This window comes from Neoroseomonas terrae, from assembly GCF_018129025.1.
GTDB lineage: Bacteria > Pseudomonadota > Alphaproteobacteria > Acetobacterales > Acetobacteraceae > Neoroseomonas > Neoroseomonas terrae.
In genome coordinates this window covers 90,316-110,800 of record NZ_JAAEDI010000017.1, presented here as the reverse complement: position 1 = coordinate 110,800, position 20,485 = coordinate 90,316, and the positions used below count along the sequence as shown (strand labels likewise).

At 69.4% G+C, this 20,485-nt stretch carries 19 protein-coding genes; 6 read left to right on the top strand and 13 right to left on the bottom strand.

From position 1 onward, the window contains the following. Positions 1-2 precede the first annotated feature (2 nt). Genes GXW78_RS16740 through metK form a run of 3 tightly spaced genes read right to left on the bottom strand, consistent with a single transcriptional unit; the run spans position 3 to position 2,694 of the window. Positions 3-761: an SDR family NAD(P)-dependent oxidoreductase gene (locus GXW78_RS16740; RefSeq protein WP_211869979.1), complete on the bottom strand. Its 759-nt coding sequence runs from the start codon at positions 759-761 to the stop codon at positions 3-5. Continuing rightward, entirely contained in the window at positions 752-1,492 is a 741-nt protein-coding gene (gene trmB, locus GXW78_RS16735; RefSeq protein WP_211870011.1) for a tRNA (guanine(46)-N(7))-methyltransferase TrmB, read from the bottom strand. Before trmB ends, GXW78_RS16740 begins: the two co-directional genes overlap by 10 nt. 14 nt (positions 1,493-1,506) lie before the next feature. Then, positions 1,507-2,694: a methionine adenosyltransferase gene (metK, locus tag GXW78_RS16730; protein ID WP_211869978.1), complete on the bottom strand. Its 1,188-nt coding sequence runs from the start codon at positions 2,692-2,694 to the stop codon at positions 1,507-1,509. Positions 2,695-2,881: 187 nt separating this feature from the next. Here metK and GXW78_RS16725 point away from each other — a divergent pair, with 187 nt between their 5' ends. Then, on the top strand, positions 2,882-4,660 hold the full coding sequence (locus tag GXW78_RS16725) for an ATP-binding protein (protein ID WP_211869977.1): 1,779 nt from the start codon (positions 2,882-2,884) through the stop codon (positions 4,658-4,660). Here GXW78_RS16725 and dapB read toward each other — a convergent pair. Further along, positions 4,630-5,403 (bottom strand): 4-hydroxy-tetrahydrodipicolinate reductase, encoded by a 774-nt coding sequence (dapB, locus tag GXW78_RS16720; protein WP_211870010.1) that lies wholly within the window; start codon positions 5,401-5,403, stop codon positions 4,630-4,632. The two genes, GXW78_RS16725 and dapB, sit on opposite strands and share 31 nt — an antisense overlap. 311 nt (positions 5,404-5,714) lie before the next feature. Here dapB and GXW78_RS16715 point away from each other — a divergent pair, with 311 nt between their 5' ends. Beyond that, complete coding sequence (locus GXW78_RS16715) at positions 5,715-6,104, top strand: PRC-barrel domain-containing protein (RefSeq protein ID WP_246522294.1); 390 nt, start codon at positions 5,715-5,717, stop codon at positions 6,102-6,104. 42 nt (positions 6,105-6,146) lie between these two features. Here GXW78_RS16715 and dnaJ read toward each other — a convergent pair whose 3' ends face one another. Beyond that, positions 6,147-7,292 carry a molecular chaperone DnaJ gene (dnaJ, locus tag GXW78_RS16710; RefSeq protein ID WP_211869976.1) on the bottom strand — a complete coding sequence of 382 codons (1,146 nt, stop codon included), beginning with the start codon at positions 7,290-7,292 and terminating at the stop codon, positions 6,147-6,149. 214 nt (positions 7,293-7,506) lie between these two features. Next, entirely contained in the window at positions 7,507-9,432 is a 1,926-nt protein-coding gene (gene dnaK / locus GXW78_RS16705; RefSeq protein ID WP_211869975.1) for a molecular chaperone DnaK, read from the bottom strand. A 280-nt stretch (positions 9,433-9,712) separates the two neighbouring features. On the opposite strand from dnaK, the gene GXW78_RS16700 reads away from it, so the two are divergent. Then, positions 9,713-10,360, top strand: a complete 648-nt coding sequence (locus GXW78_RS16700; RefSeq protein WP_211869974.1) for a putative adhesin — start codon at positions 9,713-9,715, stop codon at positions 10,358-10,360. Between the two features lie 108 nt (positions 10,361-10,468). After that, positions 10,469-11,842: a flavin monoamine oxidase family protein gene (locus GXW78_RS16695; RefSeq protein WP_211869973.1), complete on the top strand. Its 1,374-nt coding sequence runs from the start codon at positions 10,469-10,471 to the stop codon at positions 11,840-11,842. Between the two features lie 134 nt (positions 11,843-11,976). Here GXW78_RS16695 and GXW78_RS16690 read toward each other — a convergent pair whose 3' ends face one another. Both GXW78_RS16690 and GXW78_RS16685 read right to left on the bottom strand, forming a co-directional pair. Further along, positions 11,977-12,531 (bottom strand): nucleotide exchange factor GrpE, encoded by a 555-nt coding sequence (locus GXW78_RS16690; RefSeq protein WP_211869972.1) that lies wholly within the window; start codon positions 12,529-12,531, stop codon positions 11,977-11,979. 91 nt (positions 12,532-12,622) lie between these two features. Continuing rightward, entirely contained in the window at positions 12,623-12,931 is a 309-nt protein-coding gene (locus GXW78_RS16685) for a hypothetical protein (protein WP_211869971.1), read from the bottom strand. Between the two features lie 163 nt (positions 12,932-13,094). Between GXW78_RS16685 and GXW78_RS16680 the strand changes: the two genes are divergently transcribed. Next, on the top strand, positions 13,095-13,766 hold the full coding sequence (locus GXW78_RS16680) for a tyrosine-protein phosphatase (RefSeq protein WP_211869970.1): 672 nt from the start codon (positions 13,095-13,097) through the stop codon (positions 13,764-13,766). On the opposite strand, the gene GXW78_RS16675 is transcribed toward GXW78_RS16680, so the two are convergent. From GXW78_RS16675 to GXW78_RS16655, 5 genes are all read right to left on the bottom strand, one after another. Continuing rightward, complete coding sequence (locus GXW78_RS16675; protein WP_211869969.1) at positions 13,753-14,397, bottom strand: CatB-related O-acetyltransferase; 645 nt, start codon at positions 14,395-14,397, stop codon at positions 13,753-13,755. The two genes, GXW78_RS16680 and GXW78_RS16675, sit on opposite strands and share 14 nt — an antisense overlap. Further along, positions 14,394-16,142, bottom strand: coding sequence for an ABC transporter ATP-binding protein (locus GXW78_RS16670; RefSeq protein ID WP_211869968.1), 1,749 nt, complete (start codon positions 16,140-16,142; stop codon positions 14,394-14,396). Before GXW78_RS16670 ends, GXW78_RS16675 begins: the two co-directional genes overlap by 4 nt. Positions 16,143-16,676: 534 nt before the next feature. Next, entirely contained in the window at positions 16,677-17,987 is a 1,311-nt protein-coding gene (locus GXW78_RS16665; RefSeq protein WP_211869967.1) for a CCA tRNA nucleotidyltransferase, read from the bottom strand. Continuing rightward, positions 17,984-18,232 (bottom strand): DUF6111 family protein, encoded by a 249-nt coding sequence (locus GXW78_RS16660; protein WP_211869966.1) that lies wholly within the window; start codon positions 18,230-18,232, stop codon positions 17,984-17,986. Before GXW78_RS16660 ends, GXW78_RS16665 begins: the two co-directional genes overlap by 4 nt. A gap of 243 nt (positions 18,233-18,475) precedes the next feature. Next, on the bottom strand, positions 18,476-19,228 hold the full coding sequence (locus GXW78_RS16655) for a GntR family transcriptional regulator (protein WP_272876860.1): 753 nt from the start codon (positions 19,226-19,228) through the stop codon (positions 18,476-18,478). Between the two features lie 120 nt (positions 19,229-19,348). Between GXW78_RS16655 and GXW78_RS16650 the strand changes: the two genes are divergently transcribed. Beyond that, a complete protein-coding gene (locus GXW78_RS16650) occupies positions 19,349-20,470 on the top strand; it encodes an ABC transporter substrate-binding protein (protein ID WP_211869964.1) in 1,122 nt (373 codons plus the stop codon). The last annotated feature ends 15 nt before the right edge of the window (positions 20,471-20,485 follow it).

Sequence of the window (20,485 nt, the reverse complement as noted above, 5' to 3'; positions counted from 1 at the left end):
GGTCAGGGCGGCAGGCGCAGCGCCGAATCGACGCGGATCGTCGTGCCGTTCAGCAGCGGGTTCGCGCAGATCGCCAGCACCATGGCGGCGAACTCCGCGGGCTTGCCGAGCCGTGCCGGGAAAGGCGGCAGCGCGCGGATCGCTGCCTGGGCAGCATCCGGCAGGCCGGCGAGCATCGGCGTCTCGAACAGCCCCGGGGCGATGGTGACGACGCGGATGCCGGATTTTGCCAGTTCCCGCGCCGCGGGAAGCGTCAGCCCCATCACGCCCGCCTTGGATGCGGCATAGGCGCATTGGCCGACCTGCCCGTCCTCGGCGGCGATGGAGGCGGTGTTGACGATGACACCGCGCTCATGGTCCGGCGCCGTCGGCTCCAGCCGCTGCATGCGCTGCGCGGCGAGGCGCAGCACATTGAAGGTGCCGACCAGATTGATGCGCAGCGTGCGTTCGAACAGCGCGAGGTCATGCGCGCCGTTGCGTCCGACAACGCGGGCGGCAGGCGCAATGCCCGCACAGTTCACGACCAGCCGCAGCGGTCCGAGGCCGCCGGCAGCTTCCAGGGCGCCCGCGACATCGGTTTCGCTCGTGACGTCCCCGGCGATCGGCGTGGCATCGCAGCGAGACGCGAGAGCGGCGAGGCCGTCCGCATTCAGGTCCATCGCGACGACATGCGCGCCGGCGGCGGCCAGCGCCTCGGCCGTGGCAGCGCCGAGGCCGGAGCCCGCGCCGGTAACGAGGGCAGCCGCTCCGTTCAACTGCATGGCGCATCGCTCCGCACGAAGGTCCAGTACCGCGGCATCCGGCCCTCGCGGATCGCCTTCGCCTCGTATCGCGTCGGATGCCAGTCGGCGGCGCGGTCGGTGACAACGCTGCGCAGCGTGAAGAACGCCTGGTCGGCGAAGACCTCCTCCACCCAGGCCTGATAGGTCGGGTCGTCGGAGGCGATGCGCCATTCGGCCCCGGCGCGCAGCACGCGGGCCACCAGCGGCAGCATGGCGTGGTGCACGAAGCGGCGCTTGGCGTGCCGTGCCTTCGGCCAGGGGTCGGGGAACATCAGGTACAGCCGGCCGAGCGCCGCATCCGGCAGCAGCGCGACAAGGTGGCGCGCATCCTCCGGCCACAGGCGCAGGCGGTCGGGCACCCGGCAGGTCGCCTCGGCGCCTTCGGGCACGACCCGCGTCAGCAGCGAGCACAGCCCGTTCTCGAACACCTCGGAGGCGATCAGCGCAACGCCGGGATGCGCCGCGGACAGGGCGAGCGCATGCTCGCCCCCGCCGAAGCCGACTTCAAGCCACAGGTCGGTCGCACCCGGGAAGGGGCCCTGCGGGTGGGCCGCCTCCGCCGCGGTGAGGCGGAAGCGCGGCAGGGCAAGCTCGATCAGCCGTTCCTGCCGCGGCCGCAGGGGATGCCCCCGGCGGCGGCCATACAGCCGGTCGGGAATACCCTCCGGCGTCAGGGAGGGCGCGCGATGCGGCAGGTCGCCCGGCCGCATGTCACCCTGCGTCGTCACCGGCCGAAGGCGCGCTTCAGCTCGTCGGTGAGGTCGGTCTTCTCCCAGGTGAAGGTCCCGAGATCCTCGTCCGGCGTGCGGCCGAAATGGCCATAGGCCGAGGTCGGCACGTAGATCGGCCGGTTCATGTGCAGGTGTTCGCGGATGCCACGCGGGGAGAGATTCACCAGCCCGTCGATCACCTTGGCGAGCTTCACCTCATCGATGTCGCGCCCGGTGCCGTGCAGGTCGAAATACACCGACAGCGGCTTCGACACGCCGATCGCATAGGACACCTGGATGGTGCACTTGTCCGCGAGGCCGGCCGCGACGACGTTCTTCGCGACATAGCGCGCGGCATAGGCGGCCGAACGATCGACCTTCGTCGGATCCTTGCCCGAGAACGCCCCGCCACCATGCGGCGCGGCGCCGCCATAGGTGTCGACGATGATCTTGCGCCCGGTCAGGCCGCAATCGCCGTCCGGACCGCCGATCACGAACTGGCCGGTCGGGTTCACGTACAGCTCGGCTTCCGGGCACATCCAGCCGGCGGGCAGCGCTTCCTCGATCAGCGGCTTCACCATCGCCTTGATCTGCGACTGCTCCATGCCTTCGGCGTGCTGGGTCGAGAGCACGATGGAGGTCGCGCCCACCGGCTTGCCGTCCACGTAGCGCAGCGTCACCTGGGACTTCGCGTCGGGCAGCAGGCCCTGCACGGATGGGTGCGCGATGCGGCGCAGCTCGCTGATGCGGCGCAGGATCAGGTGCGCGTAGTACAGCGGCGCGGGCATGAGATCCGGCGTCTCGGTGCAGGCGTAGCCGAACATGATGCCCTGGTCGCCGGCGCCTTCATCCTTGTTGCCGGCGGCATCGACGCCCTGCGCGATATGGGCGGACTGGGCGTGCAGGTGGCATTCGATGCTCGCCTTCTCCCAGTGGAAGCCGTCCTGCTCATAACCGATGTCATGGATCGCAAGCCGCGCCAGATGCATCAGGTATTCCGGCGTGACCGAACCGGGGCCGCGGACTTCGCCGGCCAGGACGACACGGTTGGTCGTCACCAGGGTCTCGCAGGCCACCCGCGAATAAGGGTCGGCCGTCAGGAAGGCATCGAGCACCGTATCCGAGATGCGGTCGGCCACCTTGTCCGGATGGCCTTCGGAAACGGACTCGGACGTGAAGAGATACTCGCCGGTATCGCGCATGGCTTGGTTCGGCCTCTTGTCGCGGGGGGAATTCGCCGGCTGGAAGCCCCGGCGGGCTGGGCCCGGGGCATCCGGGGACGATCGCGTATGGCAAGGGGGTGTGGCGGGGTCAAGGCAGCGCGGTTGCGTCCGGAGACGCTTTACGGTTCATCCATCCGGGGCTTTCCGGAACAGGGGGCGTGACGGCATGGCCGGGATAACGAAGCTGAGGGTGGGCGACGAGGATTTCCTCGTTGCCAGCATGATCGAGCGCTGCCCCCGGTCGATGATGATCCGCGAACTGGTGAAGAATGCGCTGGAGGCCGCCTGCCATGCGCCGCCGGGCCGCCGACTCGTCGAGATCACCGGTGTCGCGGTTGACGGCGTGCGCAAGCTGCGGCTGTGGAACACCGGGCCGGGGCTCGATGCCGATGAGCTGCACCGGATGTGCGACATCGCCTCCTCGGTCGGGAAGCTGCAGGCGCTGGACGGCAATTTCGGCATGGGAGCGAAGGTCGCCACCCTGCCGTCGAACCACCTCGGCGTGCGCTACCGGTCGTGCAAACGTGGGCAGGTCAGCGAGGTCACGATCGGCAAGCGGAACGGCGTCTATGGCCGGATCCTGCAGCCTGGCGGCGCCGCCGTCATCGACGTGACGGCAGCCGTGCGTGAGGCCGGCGCCGACACCACTCATGACTGGACGGAGGTGACGCTGCTCGGTCAGCGCGCGGACCAGGACACGGTGGCCGATCCCTACGGCGGCAATCCCCGGGTCCTGAAAGGGTGGGTGTTGCGGGAACTGCAGCACCGCTTCTTCCGCATCGCCGGCGGCGTGCGGGTGATGCTCGGCCCCGAGATCGCCAATACGCTGCGGCCGCGCGCCTTTGTTCCGCTCGACAGCCACATGGACCAGCGCTTCGCTCGCTGCGAGGTGGTCGAACTGCCGGAAGGCGTCATGGCGCGCTTCGGCTACGACCCGGCGCATCCGAGCCTGCCGGGGCGGAATGCCTCATTCGTTGACCGGCTCTCCCCCGACATCAGCTTCGGCGGCCTGGTGCATGACGACGAGTTCTACGATTTCCGATCCGCCACGCGCTGGACGCAGGAAGCGCCCGCTTTCGGCATCGGCTTCGGGGCACGGCACCTGTCCGTCGTCATCGAACTGCCGAAAGGATACCCCGCGCGGCCCGAGGCGTACCGGCAGTTCCTCCGCTACCGCAACGGCGCGCAGGACCCGGCGCGCCTGCCCGACTTCGCCGCCATGGTCCGCGCGCGCCTTCCGGGCTGGGTGCGGGAACTGGTGCAGAGCCTCTCGCCCGATCTCGACCTGCTGGGCGACGTCAACGATCAGCTTCGGCACCTGATGGCCGAACTGGGCCTGAAGCGAAAGCGGCCCCGCCTGCGTCGCCCGCCGCCCACTGGCCCGGAGACGATGGCAGGGGTCGCTGCTCCCCCGGATGCCGCCGCAGCACCCAAGGCCGCGCCCGATGTGACGCCGCCGCCGCCGCCGCCCGGCGACGCCGAGGGCCAGGTCGTCGATGAGGTCGAGGATCTGGAGGTGATCCCGGAACTGCTCCTGCTGCGCGACGAGCAGGAGATCGCTGATCGCAACCTGACGCACCGCGCCGCGCGCTTCTATCCGGAGACGCACCAGCTCTATGTCAACCTCGGCTACCCGAGCGTGCAGCGTGTGGCCGATGCATTGATCGCGACGGCGCCGGCCGAGGTGCCCGCCGAGCAGGCCCAGGCCGCGGCGCTGACTATCGCCGAGCGCATGCTGGTGCTGCGGCTCGGCCAGGCCTTGCTCTACGGCCTTTCCAAGCGCGAGGCGAAGGGCTGGGCGCCCATCGAAAAGCAGCAGGCGACCAGCAGCGAGATGCTGACCCTGGCGGCGGACACGCTCGCCGCCTTGTTGCTGGAAGCCCGGCAGATGTTCGATGACCGTCTGGGCGAGACCTACATGCCCAGCACGTCACGCATGCCATAGAGCCCGGGCGCGCGGCCCGAGACCCAGAGCGCCGCGCGCACCGCGCCGGTCGCATAGACCCGGCGATCGAAGGATTGATGCGTCAGGCTGATGTGTTCGGACGCTGCGGCAAACAGCAGCGTGTGCTCGCCGACCACCTGGCCCCCGCGCAGCGCCGCGAAGCCGATCGTGCCCGTGCCGCGCGCGCCGGTATGCCCGTCGCGGCCGCTCTCCCGGCCGGCCTCCTCGAGCGTCGTTCCCCGACCCGCGGCGACCGCCCGGCCCAGCGCCACCGCCGTGCCTGACGGCGCATCCACCTTCTGGCGGTGGTGCATCTCGACGATCTCGGCGTCGTACTGGGCGGCCGGAAGGGCGGCGGCCATGCGTTCGGCGACGGCGAGGAACAGGTTCACCCCCGGCGCGAAATTGGCGGCGTAGACGATCGGGGTGCGCTGCGCCGCCTCGGCCACCGCCGCTTCCTCCGCCGCCGTCAGGCCGGAGGAACCAAGCACCAGCGGCGTGCCCGTCTCGGCGGCCGCCAGCGCATGGGCGCGGGCCGCATGGGCGTGGGTGAAGTCGATCACCACATCGGAGGCCGCGCACAGCGCCACGATATCCGTCATCACCGGCAGCCCGGCGGGCAGCGTTTCGAGCGGCGCGCCGGGGCGGATGGTGCCGCCGGCCAGGGTGGCGCCGGCGGCGGCCGTCTCCTCGGCGAGAAGACGACCCATGCGGCCGGCGATGCCGGCAATGCCGATGCGGATGGTCAAGTGGCTGGTCCTTATCCTGTGGCGGGAGTCAGCGCGCTTGCCGTGATCGCCGCAAGGGGCGACAGGCCGGAGAAGGCGTTGCCCGGGAACCCCTCGACCAAAGCCGACGGTCCAAGGCAGTACTTCGTGGTGGCTGGTAAAGGCAGTTGGTTCGGACAGCCGGGGCCGGTATTCGATTCCAGACGACAATGTTATCGCGCAACACCCGAATGCCTGTCGCGATCTGCGCCAATATCGCAGCTCGGCTGGAACCCTCTGCACGGACCCGCGTTCTCCCGGGGCAACCCCCGCAAGGAGGAACCGAGATGAACACCGTCCCCGATCCCCGCCAGAACGCTCGTCCGACGACGAAGGACATGACGGCCCCCACCACCGGCCACCTGATCGCCGGCGGCAAGGTATCCGGTACCGACGTCTATTCACTCAATGCCGAGCACATCGGCAGCATCGAGGACGTGATGCTGGACAAGCAGACAGGCCGCGTCGCCTACGCCGTGCTGTCCTTCGGCGGCTTCCTGGGCCTGGGTTCGAAGCACTACCCGCTGCCGTGGGAGATGCTGCGCTACGACACCAGCCTGGGTGGCTATGTCGTGAAGATGGACAAGGAGCGGCTTGAAAAGGCGCCGGTCATCGAGGAAGGCTGGGCCGAACGTCGCCGGCTGGTCGACGACTACTGGGCGATGCCGGCGATGTAACGCCGGGCGCGGAGAGGGGGGTGGCCCCCTCTCCGGTGGCGCCTAGCGCCCCAGCCCGTCCCAGAACTCCTTCACCTTCGCAAAGAAGCCCTCGCTTTCGGGGCTCGTCTTGCTTGCGGATGTCGCCTCACCCTCGAACTCCTCGAGTAACTCGCGCTGACGGGTGGTGAGGTTCTGCGGCGTCTCGACGCTGACCTGCACATACATGTCGCCGCGCGCGGCAGAGCGCAGCACGGAGAAGCCCTTGCCGCGCAGGCGGAACTGGTCCCCCGTCTGGCTGCCGGCCGGAATGGTCACCCGCGCGCGGCCGCCATCGATGCTCGGGACCTCCACATGCCCGCCGAGCGCCGCCTGCGTCATACGCAACGGCACGCGGATGAAGATGTTCGCCCCTTCCCGTTGGAAGATCGGGTGCGGCTTCACGGCGATGTCGACGTAGAGGTCGCCCGATGGCGCGCCACGCAGTCCGGCCTCGCCCTCACCCGCCAGGCGGATGCGCGTGCCGTCCTCCACCCCCGGCGGGATCGTCACATTCAGGTTGCGGTCGCGCTGCACGCGCCCGGCGCCGTGGCAGATCTTGCAGGGGTTCTTGATGGTACGGCCGGAACCGCCGCAGGTCGGGCACGTGCGTTCGATTAGGAAGAAGCCCTGCTGCGCACGCACCTTGCCCTGGCCGTTGCAGGTACCGCAGGTCTGCACGCCTGATGTCGCGCCGTCCTCCGCGCCCGTGCCCTTGCAGGCCTCGCAGCTGACCGAACTCGGAATGCGGATATTGGATTTGGTGCCGCCGAAGGCTTCCTCCAGCGTGATCTCGACCTGCGTCCGCAGGTCTGCGCCACGGCCCGTGGCGCCGCCGCGCCCGCCGCGGCCCCCGCCGAAGCGGCCGAACATCTCCTCGAAGATGTCCTCGAAGCCGCCACCGAAGCCCTGGAAGCCACCGCCACCGCCGCCCGGTCCGCCCTGCTCGAAGGCGGCATGGCCGAAGCGGTCATAGGCGGCGCGCTTCTCGCCATCCTTCAGGACGTCATAGGCCTCGTTCAGTTCCTTGAACTTCACCTCGGCCTGCTGGTCACCCTGGTTGCGATCAGGATGATACTTCATCGCGAGCTTGCGATACGCCTTCTTCAGCGCATCCTCATCCGCATCGCGCCCCACGCCGAGGACTTCGTAGTAGTCACGTTTAGACATTGTTCAGGCCCTCAGACGGCGGGCGCCGCACATCCGTGCGGCTTGCCTTCGCGCCCTGCACTGGTCCGCCGGGGACCGCTGTTGGTCTGGGCGCGGTCGCGCTGTGCGCTCGCGGGTCGCGGCGGGCCGCGATCCGAAGACTTGCCCCCAAAAGATGCGCCGCCCGGTCCCTTGGGGAACCGGGCGACACTATTCACGACGACGCTGCCGCCCGTCAGGACGGCTTGCGCTTGTTCGGGTCGACTTCCTCGAACTCGGCGTCCACGACCTTGTCGTTGCCCGCCGCGCCCGAGGCACCACCCGGCGCCGCGCCGCCCTCGGCCGGCGGCGCTTCCGCCTGGGCCTTGTACAGCGCCTCGCCCATCTTCATCGACGCCTGGCCCAGCCGCTCGGTAGCACGGGTCATCGCCTCGGCGTCCTGGCTCTCCATGGCCGAGCGCGCCTCGGTGATGGCGGCTTCCACATCGGCCTTCTCGGCCGGCGGGATCTTGTCGCCATTCTCCTTCAGCGTGCGCTCGGACTGGTGCACCAGGGCTTCGAGCTGGTTGCGCGCCTCGACACCCTCGCGGCGCTTCTTGTCCGCCTCGGCGTTCTGCTCGGCGTCCTTCACCATCCGCTCGATATCGGCGTCCGACAGGCCGGACTTGGCCTGGATGCGGATCTGCTGCTCCTTGCCCGTGGCCTTGTCCTTCGCGCTGACGGACACGATGCCGTTCGCGTCGATGTCGAAGGTCACTTCCACCTGCGGCACGCCGCGCGGCGCCGGCGGGATGCCGGTCAGGTCGAAGGTGCCGAGCTGCTTGTTGTCGGCCGCCATCTCCCGCTCACCCTGGTAGACCTTGATGGTCACCGCGGTCTGGTTGTCGTCGGCCGTCGAGAAGACCTGCGACTTCTTCGTCGGGATGGTGGTGTTGCGGTCGATCAGGCGGGTGAACACGCCGCCCAGCGTCTCGATGCCCAGCGACAGCGGGGTGACGTCGAGCAGCAGGACGTCCTTCACGTCGCCCTTCAGCACGCCGCCCTGGATCGCGGCACCGATGGCGACCACCTCATCCGGGTTGACGTTGCGGGCGGGTTCCTTGCCGAAGAAGGACTTCACCACCTCGATGACCTTGGGCATGCGGGTCATGCCGCCGACCAGGATCACCTCGTCGATCTCGCCCGCCGTCAGCCCGGCATCCTTCAGCGCCTGCTTGCAGGGGTCGAGGGTGCGGGTGATCAGGTCGTCCACCAGCGCTTCGAGCTTCGCCCGCGTCAGCTTCATCACCAGGTGCTTCGGCCCGGAGGCGTCGGCGGTGATGAAGGGCAGGTTGACCTCGGTCTCCTTGGCGGAGGACAGCTCGATCTTTGCCTTCTCGGCCGCTTCCTTCAGGCGCTGCAGGGCGAGCTTGTCGCCGCGCAGGTCGATGCCCTGCTCCTTGCGGAACTCGTCGGCCAGGTAGTCGATGACGCGCTGGTCGAAGTCCTCGCCGCCGAGGAAGGTATCGCCGTTGGTGGACTTCACCTCGAACACGCCGTCGCCGATCTCGAGGATCGACACGTCGAAGGTGCCGCCGCCGAGGTCATAGACCGCGATGGTGCCGCCCTTCTTCTGGTCCATGCCGTAGGCGAGCGCTGCCGCCGTCGGCTCGTTGATGATGCGCAGCACCTCGAGGCCGGCAACCGTGCCGGCTTCCTTGGTCGCCTGGCGCTGGGCGTCGTTGAAGTAGGCCGGGACGGTGATGACGGCCTGGGAGACGGTCTCGCCGAGATAGGACTCGGCGGTCTCCTTCATCTTGGTCAGCACCATCGCGCTGACCTGCTGCGGCGCGTAGGACTGGCCGTCCACTTCCACCCAGGCATCGCCATTGGCGGCCTTGGTGATCTTGAAGGGCGCGAGGCCGATGTCCTTCTGCACCATCGGGTCGTCGAAGCGGCGGCCGATCAGGCGCTTCACCGCATACAGCGTGCCCATGGGGTTCGTGACCGCCTGGCGCTTCGCGGACTGGCCGACGAGGCGCTCGCCATTCTTGGCGAAGGCGACCATGGAGGGGGTGGTGCGGGCACCCTCGGCGTTCTCGATGACCCTGACGTCCTTGCCTTCCATGATGGCGACGCAGGAATTCGTCGTGCCGAGGTCGATGCCGATGACCTTGCTCATCCGATACTCTCCTCTGCGGCAGGCAGGGACGGCCCGAGAGGTGGCACCGTGCCCGCCCCCTGTGTGAACCGGCGGCGAGAGCCGCCGCGGATGGGTGGTGGGGGGATCCCCGCGCGGGGCGGGGCTTCGTGACGGGTTGGATGTATTGTTTGGCGAGGCGGCGGACAAGTCCCGGCGCAACGCCGCGCGGCAAATGTCCCTCCCGCCCCCGTGATGTGGCTGGACCTCTGCTTCAGCATGCATCTAAATTTCGGCACCCGGGGGCAGGGAGATTCCAACCATGAGTGCGGGACAGTATTTCGCCAATTGGCTTGATCATGCGCTGTCGACCAATCGCAAGGCGAGCATGAAGTTTGGCGAGGGGGCCTGGGTCGTCAAGCTGTCGGAACATTATGTTATCGGCAACACCAAGACGGCGACCGAGTGCTGGATCAGCGGTCACGGCGGATCCGATTCCGGGGACTATCTGATCGACAATGATACATTCACTGTTCCCACCGGATGCTCGGTCCAGTTCTTCCAGCCGCATGGCTATTGCCTGATCTACCGGACCAACAACCTGCGGACCGGCAAGCCGATCGTCGACAACCAGAACAACGACACCGCCTTCGGCGCGGGAGAGCGGTGCACCAACTACATCCTCAACAAGTTTGAAGGTCGGCATAATCAGGCGCCGGAGGACGCGAAGGCGGAGCGCGGCTACACCTACGAATCCCTGCAGTCGATCTGCGAGGAGGGCAAGGTGGTCGTCGTCACGATCCGGAACCGCTGGTTCAGTTCCCACGTGACGCTCCAGGACACGATCAAGGCCGTTCGCAAGGTCGCGCCGAGCATTACCAAGTTCAATTGCCTCTTCTGCCGTGTCGGCGACGACTATGAAGATGACGATCCGGCCTGGAACGCCGGCTCGGGGAGCTGGGTCAGCTAAACGCGGCTTCGAATGTCAGGCGCTGCGCCAGCGCACAGACGGCGCGGGTAGCGCCTCGCAAGCTCCGGTCCGGTCCGGTATCGTTCCGGACAGACCGGGGCGCCATCCATGACCTTCCAGCCGACACTGGGCCGACGCGGCCTTCTGGCCCTGCTTGCGGCAATGCCGACCGTGCCGGGCATCGCTCAGGCCCAGCCGGCGGTCCACCCGCTCAACGTCATCGTCATCGGCGCCGGGCTGTCCGGCCTCGGATGTGCCCGGGCGCTCGCCGATGCCGGGCACCGCGTCACCGTCCTCGAAGCCCGCCCGCGCACCGGTGGCCGCCTGCACACCGTCGATTTCCGGGGCGTCCGGCTCGACATGGGCGGCGCCTGGATCCATGGGCCCGAGGGCAACCCCCTCACGCCCCTTGCTGACCAGGCCGGCATCCGCCGGATGCCGACCTACGACGCGCGCAGCATCATGGCCGATGCCGATGGCCGCCGCCTGACCGAGGCCGAGACCACCGCCATATTCGACACCGTCGGCAAGCTGATCGCCCATGACAGCCCCTATGCCTATGCCGGCGCGCGGGACGTCTCGCTGGCCGAGGCGGTGCCGGTCCTCGACCCCACTACCCGCGCCACGCCCTATGAGCAGCGCGTCTCGGCCTGGCTTTCCTCCTACGTCGCCGGCTATGCCGGCGGTGACGCCGCCGAAGTCTCCGCCCAGGGCTGGTTCGGCGGGGAAGGCGAGATCCCGGAGGAGAACCACCTCCTCGCCCAGGGCTACAACGCCATCACCGACCTGCTCGGCCGCGGCATCGACATCCGGTTGCGGCAGGCGGTCCGGTCGGTGCGCCTCGCCGGCTCCGGCGTCGTCGTCGCTACCGCCGAGCAGGCATATTTCGCCGACCGCGTGGTGGTGACGCTGCCGCTCGGCGTGTTGAAGCGCGGCGACGTCGCCTTCGACCCGCCGCTGCCCGCCGCCCATCAAGGCGCGATCGCGCGCATCGGCAACGGCCTGCTGAACAAGATCGTACTGGCCTTCAACCGCCCCTTCTGGCCGCCTGACGCGCATTACCTGCGCAGCCTTTCCGCCACGCGGGACAACGCCGCACCCGAGATCGTCTCCCTCCAGCCGCATCTGGACGTGCCGGTGCTGGTGGCCCTGGTCGGCGGGTCCGCCGCCCAGCGCATCGAGATGCTGCCCGACGCCGCCCAGGTTGATCTGGTGATGGAGGCGCTGCGCCGGATGTTTGGCAGCGACATTCCGCGCCCGGTGGACAGCCGCGTCACCCGCTGGTCCCGCGACATCTATGCTCGCGGGTCCTACTCCTTCCTGCCGGTGGGCGGGTCGCTCGACGACCATGGCGCGCTGTCGCGGCCGGTGGCTGGGCGGATCTTCTTCGCCGGGGAGGCCGCGACCACCGAGGCGCCGTCCTACGCCCATGGGGCGCTGCTGGGCGGGCGGCGGGCGGCGCGAGAAGTGGCGGTGAGTTGAGAAAGAGCGGGGGAGGAACACCTCCCCCGAATCCCCCTCCGCTTTTTATCGGTTGGAGACTGATTTCACCGGCCGGCGCCAATAGACAGAAAAAGGAGGGGGTTCGGGGGAGTTCTCTCCCCCGACCTTTCTTCTTACCGCCCGACGACGACCATCGCCGGCTTCAGCAACCGCCCGTTCAGCGTCCAGGCCGGCGTCCAGCAGGTGACGACGGTGCCCGGCGCGAAGCCGTCCGGCGCCGGCTGCTCGGCCATCGCCTGGTGCAGCTCGGGGTCGAAGGGCTTGCCGGTCGGGTCGTCCCGCTTCACGCCGTTGCGCTCCAGGATGCCGAGGAAGGAGCGTTCGACCCCTTCGATCCCGTCGCGGATCTTGGTCAGCACCTCGGGTTCGCCGGCCATCCGGCCGGGCAGGGCGTCGATGCCGCGGCGCAGGTTCTCCGCGGCCTCGACCACGTCCCGGGCGAATTTCTGCGTCGCGTAGGCACGGGCTTCCTGCACCTCGCGCTGGGTGCGGGATCGCAGGTTCTGCATCTCCGCCTCGGCGCGCAGCCACTTGTCCTTGAACCCGGAAGCCTCAGCCTCGAGCGCGGCGATGCGTTCCTCGGGGGTTAGCTCAGGGGCGGGGCCGGCTTCGGATGCGGTCGGCGCAGCCTCGGTCTCGGCTGCCTTCAAGTCCTTGTCGTCGCTCATCAGGGATTGGCGTCTCGTTCACAGGCGCGGCGAAGGGCCGCGGGAGGCCCTTCACCTAGGCTGCCGAACGACCCGCGGCAAGGCGCCGGGCCTACCAGCGCCGGTCGCCGCGGTGGCGGTCGTCGTGCCGGCGATGATCGTACCGGGTCTGACGCGGACCGTCCCACCCCCGTCCGCGATGGGGCGGGGCAGCCCAGCGCCGCGGGGGCGGCGCGGCATGCCAGCGCGGCGGCGGCGGTCGCCAGCCCCAGCGTGGCGGCGGCGGCGCGGGCCGCTGGTACCAGACCGGGGTGACTGGCGCCGGACCCCAGCCGGGCTGGTACGGCGCCTCATAGGCGCAGGCCGGTGCCGCGGCCATGGTGGCGATAAGCAGGGCGGCGGCGGGAAGCAGGCGGTTCATGGCGCTTCTCACTTTCATGGAAGGGAACAGCACCATGGCGGCCGGGCGGCGCCGCGGCGCCTTGATGGCGATGGCGCGGCGGGCCGTGACGGATTGTGTCAAAGCCCTCGGCGCCGTCGCCGCACCCTCAACAAACGGCACCGGACGCGCCATAAGCCCCGCGATGGCCAGCCGCGACCTTTCCGTGCCGGGCGCGCGCCGCGCCGCCTGGCTCAATTCCCTGTTCGTCGACCACGCCTTGTTGCGGCTTGGCTGGCGAAACTGGGGCGTGGTCGAGAGCGGACGGCTCTACCGGTCCAACCACCCGATGCCGTGGCAGCTCGAGCAGGCGGCGCGCCGGCACGGCATCCGCACCGTCATCAATCTGCGTGGCCATCGGGAGGCCTGCGGGTCCGACGCGCTTGGCCGCTTCGCGGCGACGGAGCTGGGGCTTGAGCATATCGATGCGCCACTGGAATCGCGCGGAGCCCCGCACAAGGACCGCGTGCTGCGGCTCGCCGGCATCTTCGCGCGCATGACCGAACCCGCGCTGATCCATTGCAAATCCGGCGCGGACCGCACCGGCCTTGCCGCGGGCGTCTGGCTGCTGGCCCAGGGGCGGCCGGTGGAACAGGCGCTCGGCCAGCTTTCGCTGCGCTTCGGCCATGTAGCGGCGGCGCGCACCGGCATCCTGGACGCCTTCTTCCGCCGCTACGCGGCCTTCCTGAAGGCGCGCGGCCCGAAGCCGTTCCTCGACTGGGTGCGCGACGACTATTCGGAGGACGAGCTGCGCGCCGAATTCCGCAGCCGCCCCTGGGCGGACCGGCTCGTGGACGGCGTGCTCAGGCGCGAATGAGCGCGTCGACACCGCCGGTGACCAGCGCGGGGATGGCGCGGGCGACGCGTTCCGCCGGCCAGTCCCACCAGGCGATGTCCAGCAGGCGTCCGACGTCGCCCGCGGGGAAGCGCATCTTCACCACCTGCGCCGGGTTGCCGGCGACGATGGCATAGGGCGGTACGTCGCGCGTGACGACGGCGCGGGCGCCGACGATCGCGCCGTGGCCCACCGTCACCCCGGGCATGATCAGGCAGGCGGTGCCGAGCCAGACATCGTGCCCGACCGCGGTCGGCCCGCCCCCGCGCCAGGGATAGTCGGACAGCGGCAGCGCCTCGGCGAAGGACCCGCCGAAGATGCCGAAGGGGAAGGTCGACGGCCCCGCGACCGCATGGTTGGCGCCTGGCATCAGGAAGGTCGCGCGATGCGCGATGGCGCAGTAGCGCCCGATCGAGAGCGACCCGAAGCCGAAATTGTAGCGCACGCAGCGCTCCAGGAAGCGCAGCGCGTCTTCATGGTCGTGGTAGTAGGAGTAGTCGCCGGCCGTCACGTTCGTGACGTCGGGGAACAGCGACAGCAGCGGCTTCAGCAGCACCGTCGAGGTATCGCCAGGCACCGGGTACAGCGCGCCGGGATCGGGCGGGGCGCTCATCCGAATGTCTGCGTCCGCACGAGCCGCGCGTAAAGTCCGTCCTGTTCCATCAGCGCCGCATGGTCCCCCTGTTCGACCGCGCGGCCCCGGTCCATCACCACGATGCGGTCGGCGTCGCGCACCGTGGCGAGGCGATGCGCGATGACCAGCGTGGTGCGACCGGCGCGGAGCCGCGCCAGCGCCTGCTGCACCAGAGCCTCGTTCTCCGCATCGAGCGCGCTGGTCGCTTCGTCCAGCAGCAGGATGCGCGGGTTGCGCAGCAGGGCGCGGGCCAGCGAGACGCGCTGCCGCTGCCCGCCCGACAGCCGCGATCCGCCGGGGCCGAGCGGCGTGTCGTACCCATCGGGCAGCGCGGCGATGAAGTCGTGCGCGGCGGCGGCGCGGGCGGCCTCCTCGACCTCGGCGCGCGTCGCGCCAGGGCGCCCGCAGCCGATGTTGGCGAAGGCGGTATCGTCGAAGATCGTCGCCTCCTGCCCCACATAGGCGATGGCGTCGCGGAGGGAGGCAAGCGTCACGCTTCGCGTGTCGACGCCGTCGATCAGCACCCAGCCCTCGGTCGGGTCGTAGAGCCGCGGCACCAGCGCGATCGCCGTGGACTTGCCGCCGCCGGACGGGCCGACCAGCGCGACGGTCTGCCCCGGCTCGGCCGCGAAGGTCAGGCCGGTGAGCGCGGCGTCCGGTACGCCGTCGTAGGTGAAACCCACACCCGCGAAGGCGATGCGGCCATGACCCGGTGGCAGGGCCACCGCATCCGGCGCATCGACGATGCGGCGCTTCTCATCGATCACGGCATAGACCCGCGCCAGGCCGGCGAGCCCCTCCTGCAGCGCCGCGTTCAATGACCCCAGCGCGCGGGCGGGGCGCGAGGCGATCAGCAGGGCCGCGACGAAGCCGGTGAACTCGCCGACCGTCCCCGTTCCCGAGGAGACGCGCCAGCCGACGAAGACCAGCACGGCGGCCACGGCGAGGCCGCCCAGCGATTCGAGCATCGGATCCAGCGAGGCGCGCGTGCGCGCGATACCGTACAGGCTGTCCCGCAGCCGGGCGAACAGGCCGGCGGCACGGGCTTCCTCGGCGCCCTCCAGCCGGTAGGCGCGCACGACGCGCGCGGCGCCGAAGGATTCCGTCAGCGTGGCAGCGGCCTCTCCCACCCGTTCCTGCATGCCGCCCGAGGCGCGGCGGATGCGCTTGCCGAGCTTGAGGATCGGCAGCACCGCGATCGGGTAGAGCAGCCCGCCGACCAGGGACATCTGCCAGTCGAGCCACACCATCGAGATGACGAGCCCGACCAGCGTCAGCGCATCGGCCACGGCGCTGATGGATTTCGTCAGCGCCTCGCGGATCAATGCGGCATCGGTGGTGAAGCGTGCGGCGTGGCGGGCCGGGGCCTCCCGCGCCACGGTGGCGAGGTCGGCGCGCGTCAGCGCGCGGAACAGGCTGTTCTGCAGCCCTTCGATCACCCGCAGCACCACGGATTGGATCGCCACGGCTTGGCCGAACTGAGCAGCGGCCTTCAGCGATGTGACGGCGACGATGACGATCGGCACGAGCCACAGCCAATCATGCCGGCCCTCGGTGTAGCGGTCGAAGGATTGCTGGATGACGATCGGATACAGCGCGGTCGTGGCGGCGACGCCGAGCGTGCAGGCGAGCGCGATCGCGATCCGGCGCCGGTGCCCCGCCAGATGGTCGTGCCAAAGCCGCTTCAGCAGGGCGCGGGCGGAGGGTTCGAGGGCATTAGCCATGGCGGCGGGGATAACCCGGAACCGGGCCGGGGGGTATCCGGGGGCGCCGTTGTCACGGCGAGTCGGAGGGGCGTTGCCCCTCCAAACCACCCCAGCAAAGGCCGAAGGGCCTTTGCAAACCTCCCACCTGGCACCGGGCGACGCGGGCAGAAACAGCGCCGAAGCCCGCTTCCCTGCGCAAAATGCGCTTGGATGAGCTGGTGCGCCTGCTGCACCCGCCACCAAGAGGAGGTCCGGGTGCCTCAGGCATCAGGGGGGCACCATGGCCTTGCGAAGCAACTGGCGGGACCCTGTTGGCGGGGTGGTCCGGAGGGACAGAGCCCTCCGATCGGAGCTCGGCGGAAGTAATCAAGACACCAGGAAAGCGCCTGCAAACCTGTACCTGTCGCAGGCCGGCAAAAGCTGCAGCGATGCCGGGAGCCACGGCGGGCATGAGGGCACGCAACACGCCTCAGGAACGCTCTTGCCCGCCGCTGCGGTGAGGTGATAGTTCTCTTTTTGTTCCGGTGAACGCGGCGGGGCCGGATCCCCCACTCATCCCCCGAGTGCGGTCCCGCCGCTCTTACCTGACAATCGCCGGTTCAGTGCCGCGAGACAGGCGTGCCGGTCGTCCGCGCAGCCGCGGGTAATCCACCAGGCGCGCAATTCTTCCATCAGCGCGCCGACCGCCGGGCCGGGCGGCACGCCCAGCGCCAGCGCATCGCGGCCTGCGAGCGGGAAGTCCGGCACGGGTTCGGCAGCGATGCGCCTGCGCAGCGCCGCCCAGGCTTCTGCATCCTCGGTCCACGCGTCCGGCATGAACCAGGCCCCTCGCGGCAAGGCCTGCGCCAACCAGGCGCGTAACGACAGCAGCGTCGTGGTATCGACGCCGCGCCATCGCCGGGCCGCGCGCGCCAGCATCCGCCGCAACTCGGCACCCGTCACCGCGGGCGCGATGCGGAACACGTTCCAGGCGACGTCCTCGACGGCGCCGAGCATCGCGGCCAGCAATGCCGATTCGCTGCCCGAAAGGCGCAGCCGGCCCGGCAGGGCCGAGGCGGCCCGCATCATTGCGCCCTGGTCGTCGCGGACCAGCAAGCCGGCCAGTCGCAACATCGGATCGGCCGGCGCGCGGGTCGCGACGAGCCGCGGCAGCAGCCCGGGGGGCCGGACCTCCGGCAGCACGGCGCCGAGCACGCCGGTTTCCGTCATCAGCGACACCGCCGGGACGGGGTCGGGCACGGAAAGGATACGCTTCAGCTCCATCCACACGCGCTCGGCGGAGAGCCGCGCGAGCCCCGGCACCGCGCGCCGGATTGCCGCCACCGCGGACGCATCCGGTGCGCCGCGCCCGTAGCGCGCCTGGAAGCGGAAGAAGCGCAGGGCGCGCAGATAATCCTCGGCGAGGCGCGTGTCGGGGTCGCCCACGAAGCGGACCAGCCCTGCCGCCAGGTCCTGACGCCCGCCGAAGTAGTCGAACACCGTGCCGTCCGGCGCCATGGACATGGCGTTGATGGTAAAGTCGCGCCGCGCCGCGTCCTCCCGCCAATCGGCGGTCCATTCGACCGCGGCGTGGCGGCCGTCGGTCAACACATCCCGGCGGAGCGCCGTGACCTCGACCGGCAGATGGTCCTTCACCGCGGTCACGGTGCCATGGGCGAGCCCCGTCTCGAACACCTTCAGACCGGCCAGGCGCAGGCGTTCGGCGATCGCGTCGGGCGGGAAGGGTGCGGCGACGTCGATATCGGCCGAGTCGCGGCTGGCCAGCGCATCCCGCACGCAGCCGCCCACGGCCCGCGCGCCCGGCAGCGCGGCGAGCACGGCCGCGACGGCCGGCAGGTCGAGAAAGGGGGGCCGGATCGTCATCGCAGCCGTTCTCCGTGACCGGGTTCGATGCGGCTGCCTTCGAGATGTGCGGGCACATAGGTCATGCCGGGCGGCAGGCTGCGCGACACGCCGTACCAGAAGGCGCCGCCGACCATCAGCACGGCGCCGATCGCCGCGAGGATCAGCAGGACGGTGCTGGGTTCCGCCTGCGGATGCAGCCGCCGCCACAGGCCGTAGGCCGCAAAGGGCAATAGGAACAGCACCAGCTCGATCAGGTAGGGCATGCGACTCCGTCTCTGGGTGCAGCCTAGAGCAGATTCCGTTTGTCCTGGCCCGTAGCCTGCTGCGGGTGACGTCCGGCCACTATTGCTCGCCGCCGTGCGTGGTCCCGCTTGGAAGCTCATGTCGACGGTTGGAGAGAGCGCAGATCGTGCTCGGCGCAAGCCGACACGGTGATCGCGGTGCAGCAGATCGGTCGGATCCGCCAGTGAGCTGGCCGCACCCCTTCGTCGCGGCGCGACAGCCTCTCAGCCGCCCGTCGGCTTGCCGCTGAGCTTCCGCAATGACAACGGCCTCAGACGCACGATGCCCTCCGGGTCATCCGGATCGTCCGCGAACCGCATGCGGGACAGCAGGTAGTCCGCGGCAGCCTCTATTTCCGCCTTCAGCTCCGCAGCCGCTGTCACGCCATCCCGCGCTCGCAGGGCCTGCAACACTTCACGATGTTGGTTGCCCGTAGGGTTGCGCCCAAGGATGATCCATCGAGCATCCCAGAACATGGGTCCGCGCCGTAGCCATAGGCTTTCGATGATGCCGTACAGCATGGGTGCCGCCGCTGCGCGGTAGAGCGCGAAGAGGAAATCGCGATCCGCCCGAAGCATGCCTTCCGGATCATTACCGGCTCTCGCAGCCTCTCCGCCGAGGATCATCCGTTCGAGCGCGGCGAACTGCCCCTCATCGATCCTGCCCGCGGCCATGGCGACAGCCATCGGCTCCAGCGTCGCCCTGATAGCTGAGAGTTCCCTGAACGCGCGGCGAGTGAGTCGCGGCACAATTGCCGTGCCGCTCGAAAGGACGTCCAGGGCCTGCTCCGTCGCAAGCCGACGCAGCGCTGTCCGCGCAGGCATCGGACTGGTTCCCAACGCCGCGGCGACCCGGCGGATCGAGAGCTTCTGGCCAGGCGCGAAGATGCCTTCCATGAGCGCGTGGCGCAGGCGCTCAAAAGCCTGGTCCTCGAGCGATACGGCCGAAGCCTCGGATGTGCCTTGCGTAACTCGCATTTTGTGATCACACTATGACAAATAACGAGATTTCAAACAAAGGGACGTCTTTATGGCTCGCGGTATTCTGATCCGTCTGCCGGTACCATCCTGCAGGCACTTGTTCCGGTAGCGCCCGCCATGCCGCGCATCCTGGGATACGACCGTCAGCCTGGCGCCGACAGGACGGGCGGTTCCATCGCCCGGCGAAGCCGCCGCGATATCCTGCTGGCGGCTGCCGCGGCGGGAACGGCGGCGCTGCCGCGCTTTTCCCATGCGCAGGGCGGCGCGCCGCCGAAGCCCGACCGCATCGTCGTCAACGCCTCGGGCGGCTCGATGACGAGCAACCTGCGCCGGTTCTATTTCTCGGAGTACGAGCGGCAGCACGGCATTCGCGTCGTGGACACATCGCCTGTCGATTTCGGCAAGCTGCGCGCCATGGTCGCCAGCGGCAACCCGGAATGGACCGTCACCGAGATTGGCGGACAGGATGCGATGCGGGCCGTGGAGCTGAACCTCCTCGAGCCGATCGACATCAGCATCGTCGACCTGAGCGGCTTTCCCGCCATGGCGCGGCAATCCCACATCTATGTCGGCGCGACATCCTCGACGGCACTCGGTTACCGCACGGATGCATTTCCGGACGGCTCGCACCCGAAGGGCTGGGCTGAGTTCTGGGATGTGCGGCGCTTTCCCGGCGCTCGGTCACTTCGCAATCATCCGGTGGACAACCTGGAGTTCGCGCTGCTCGCCGACGGCGTCGCGCTCGACAAGATCTATCCGATCGACATGGATCGCGCCTTCCGCAAGCTGGATGAGATCCGCCCGCACATCGCGGTGTGGTGGACCACGGGCGCGCAGCCGGCACAGATGCTTGTGGACCGGGAGGTCGTGCTGGCCAGCGGCTGGAACGGGCGGTTCTTCGAACTTACCCGTCGCGGCGCGCCGGTGAATACGGATTTCACCGGCGGCTCGCTGAAGACCAGCGCCTGGGGCATCCCCCGCGGAACACGCAATGCCTATTGGGGCCAGCAGCTTTTCCGCACCATGACCAATCCGCGCCTGCAGGCGGCCTATGCGACCGAGTTGTCCTATGCCGGGCTGAATCCGCAAACGATCAGCTTCGTGCCGGAGGATATCCGCCCGCTGCTGCCGGCCGCCCCCGCCAATCTCGCGAAGCAGTTCTGGATGGATCTGGCCTGGTGGACCGAGAACGGCGCGCGCGCGCAGGAGCGTTGGAACCGCTGGATGCTGCAGCGTTGAACCGACAGACGGAGG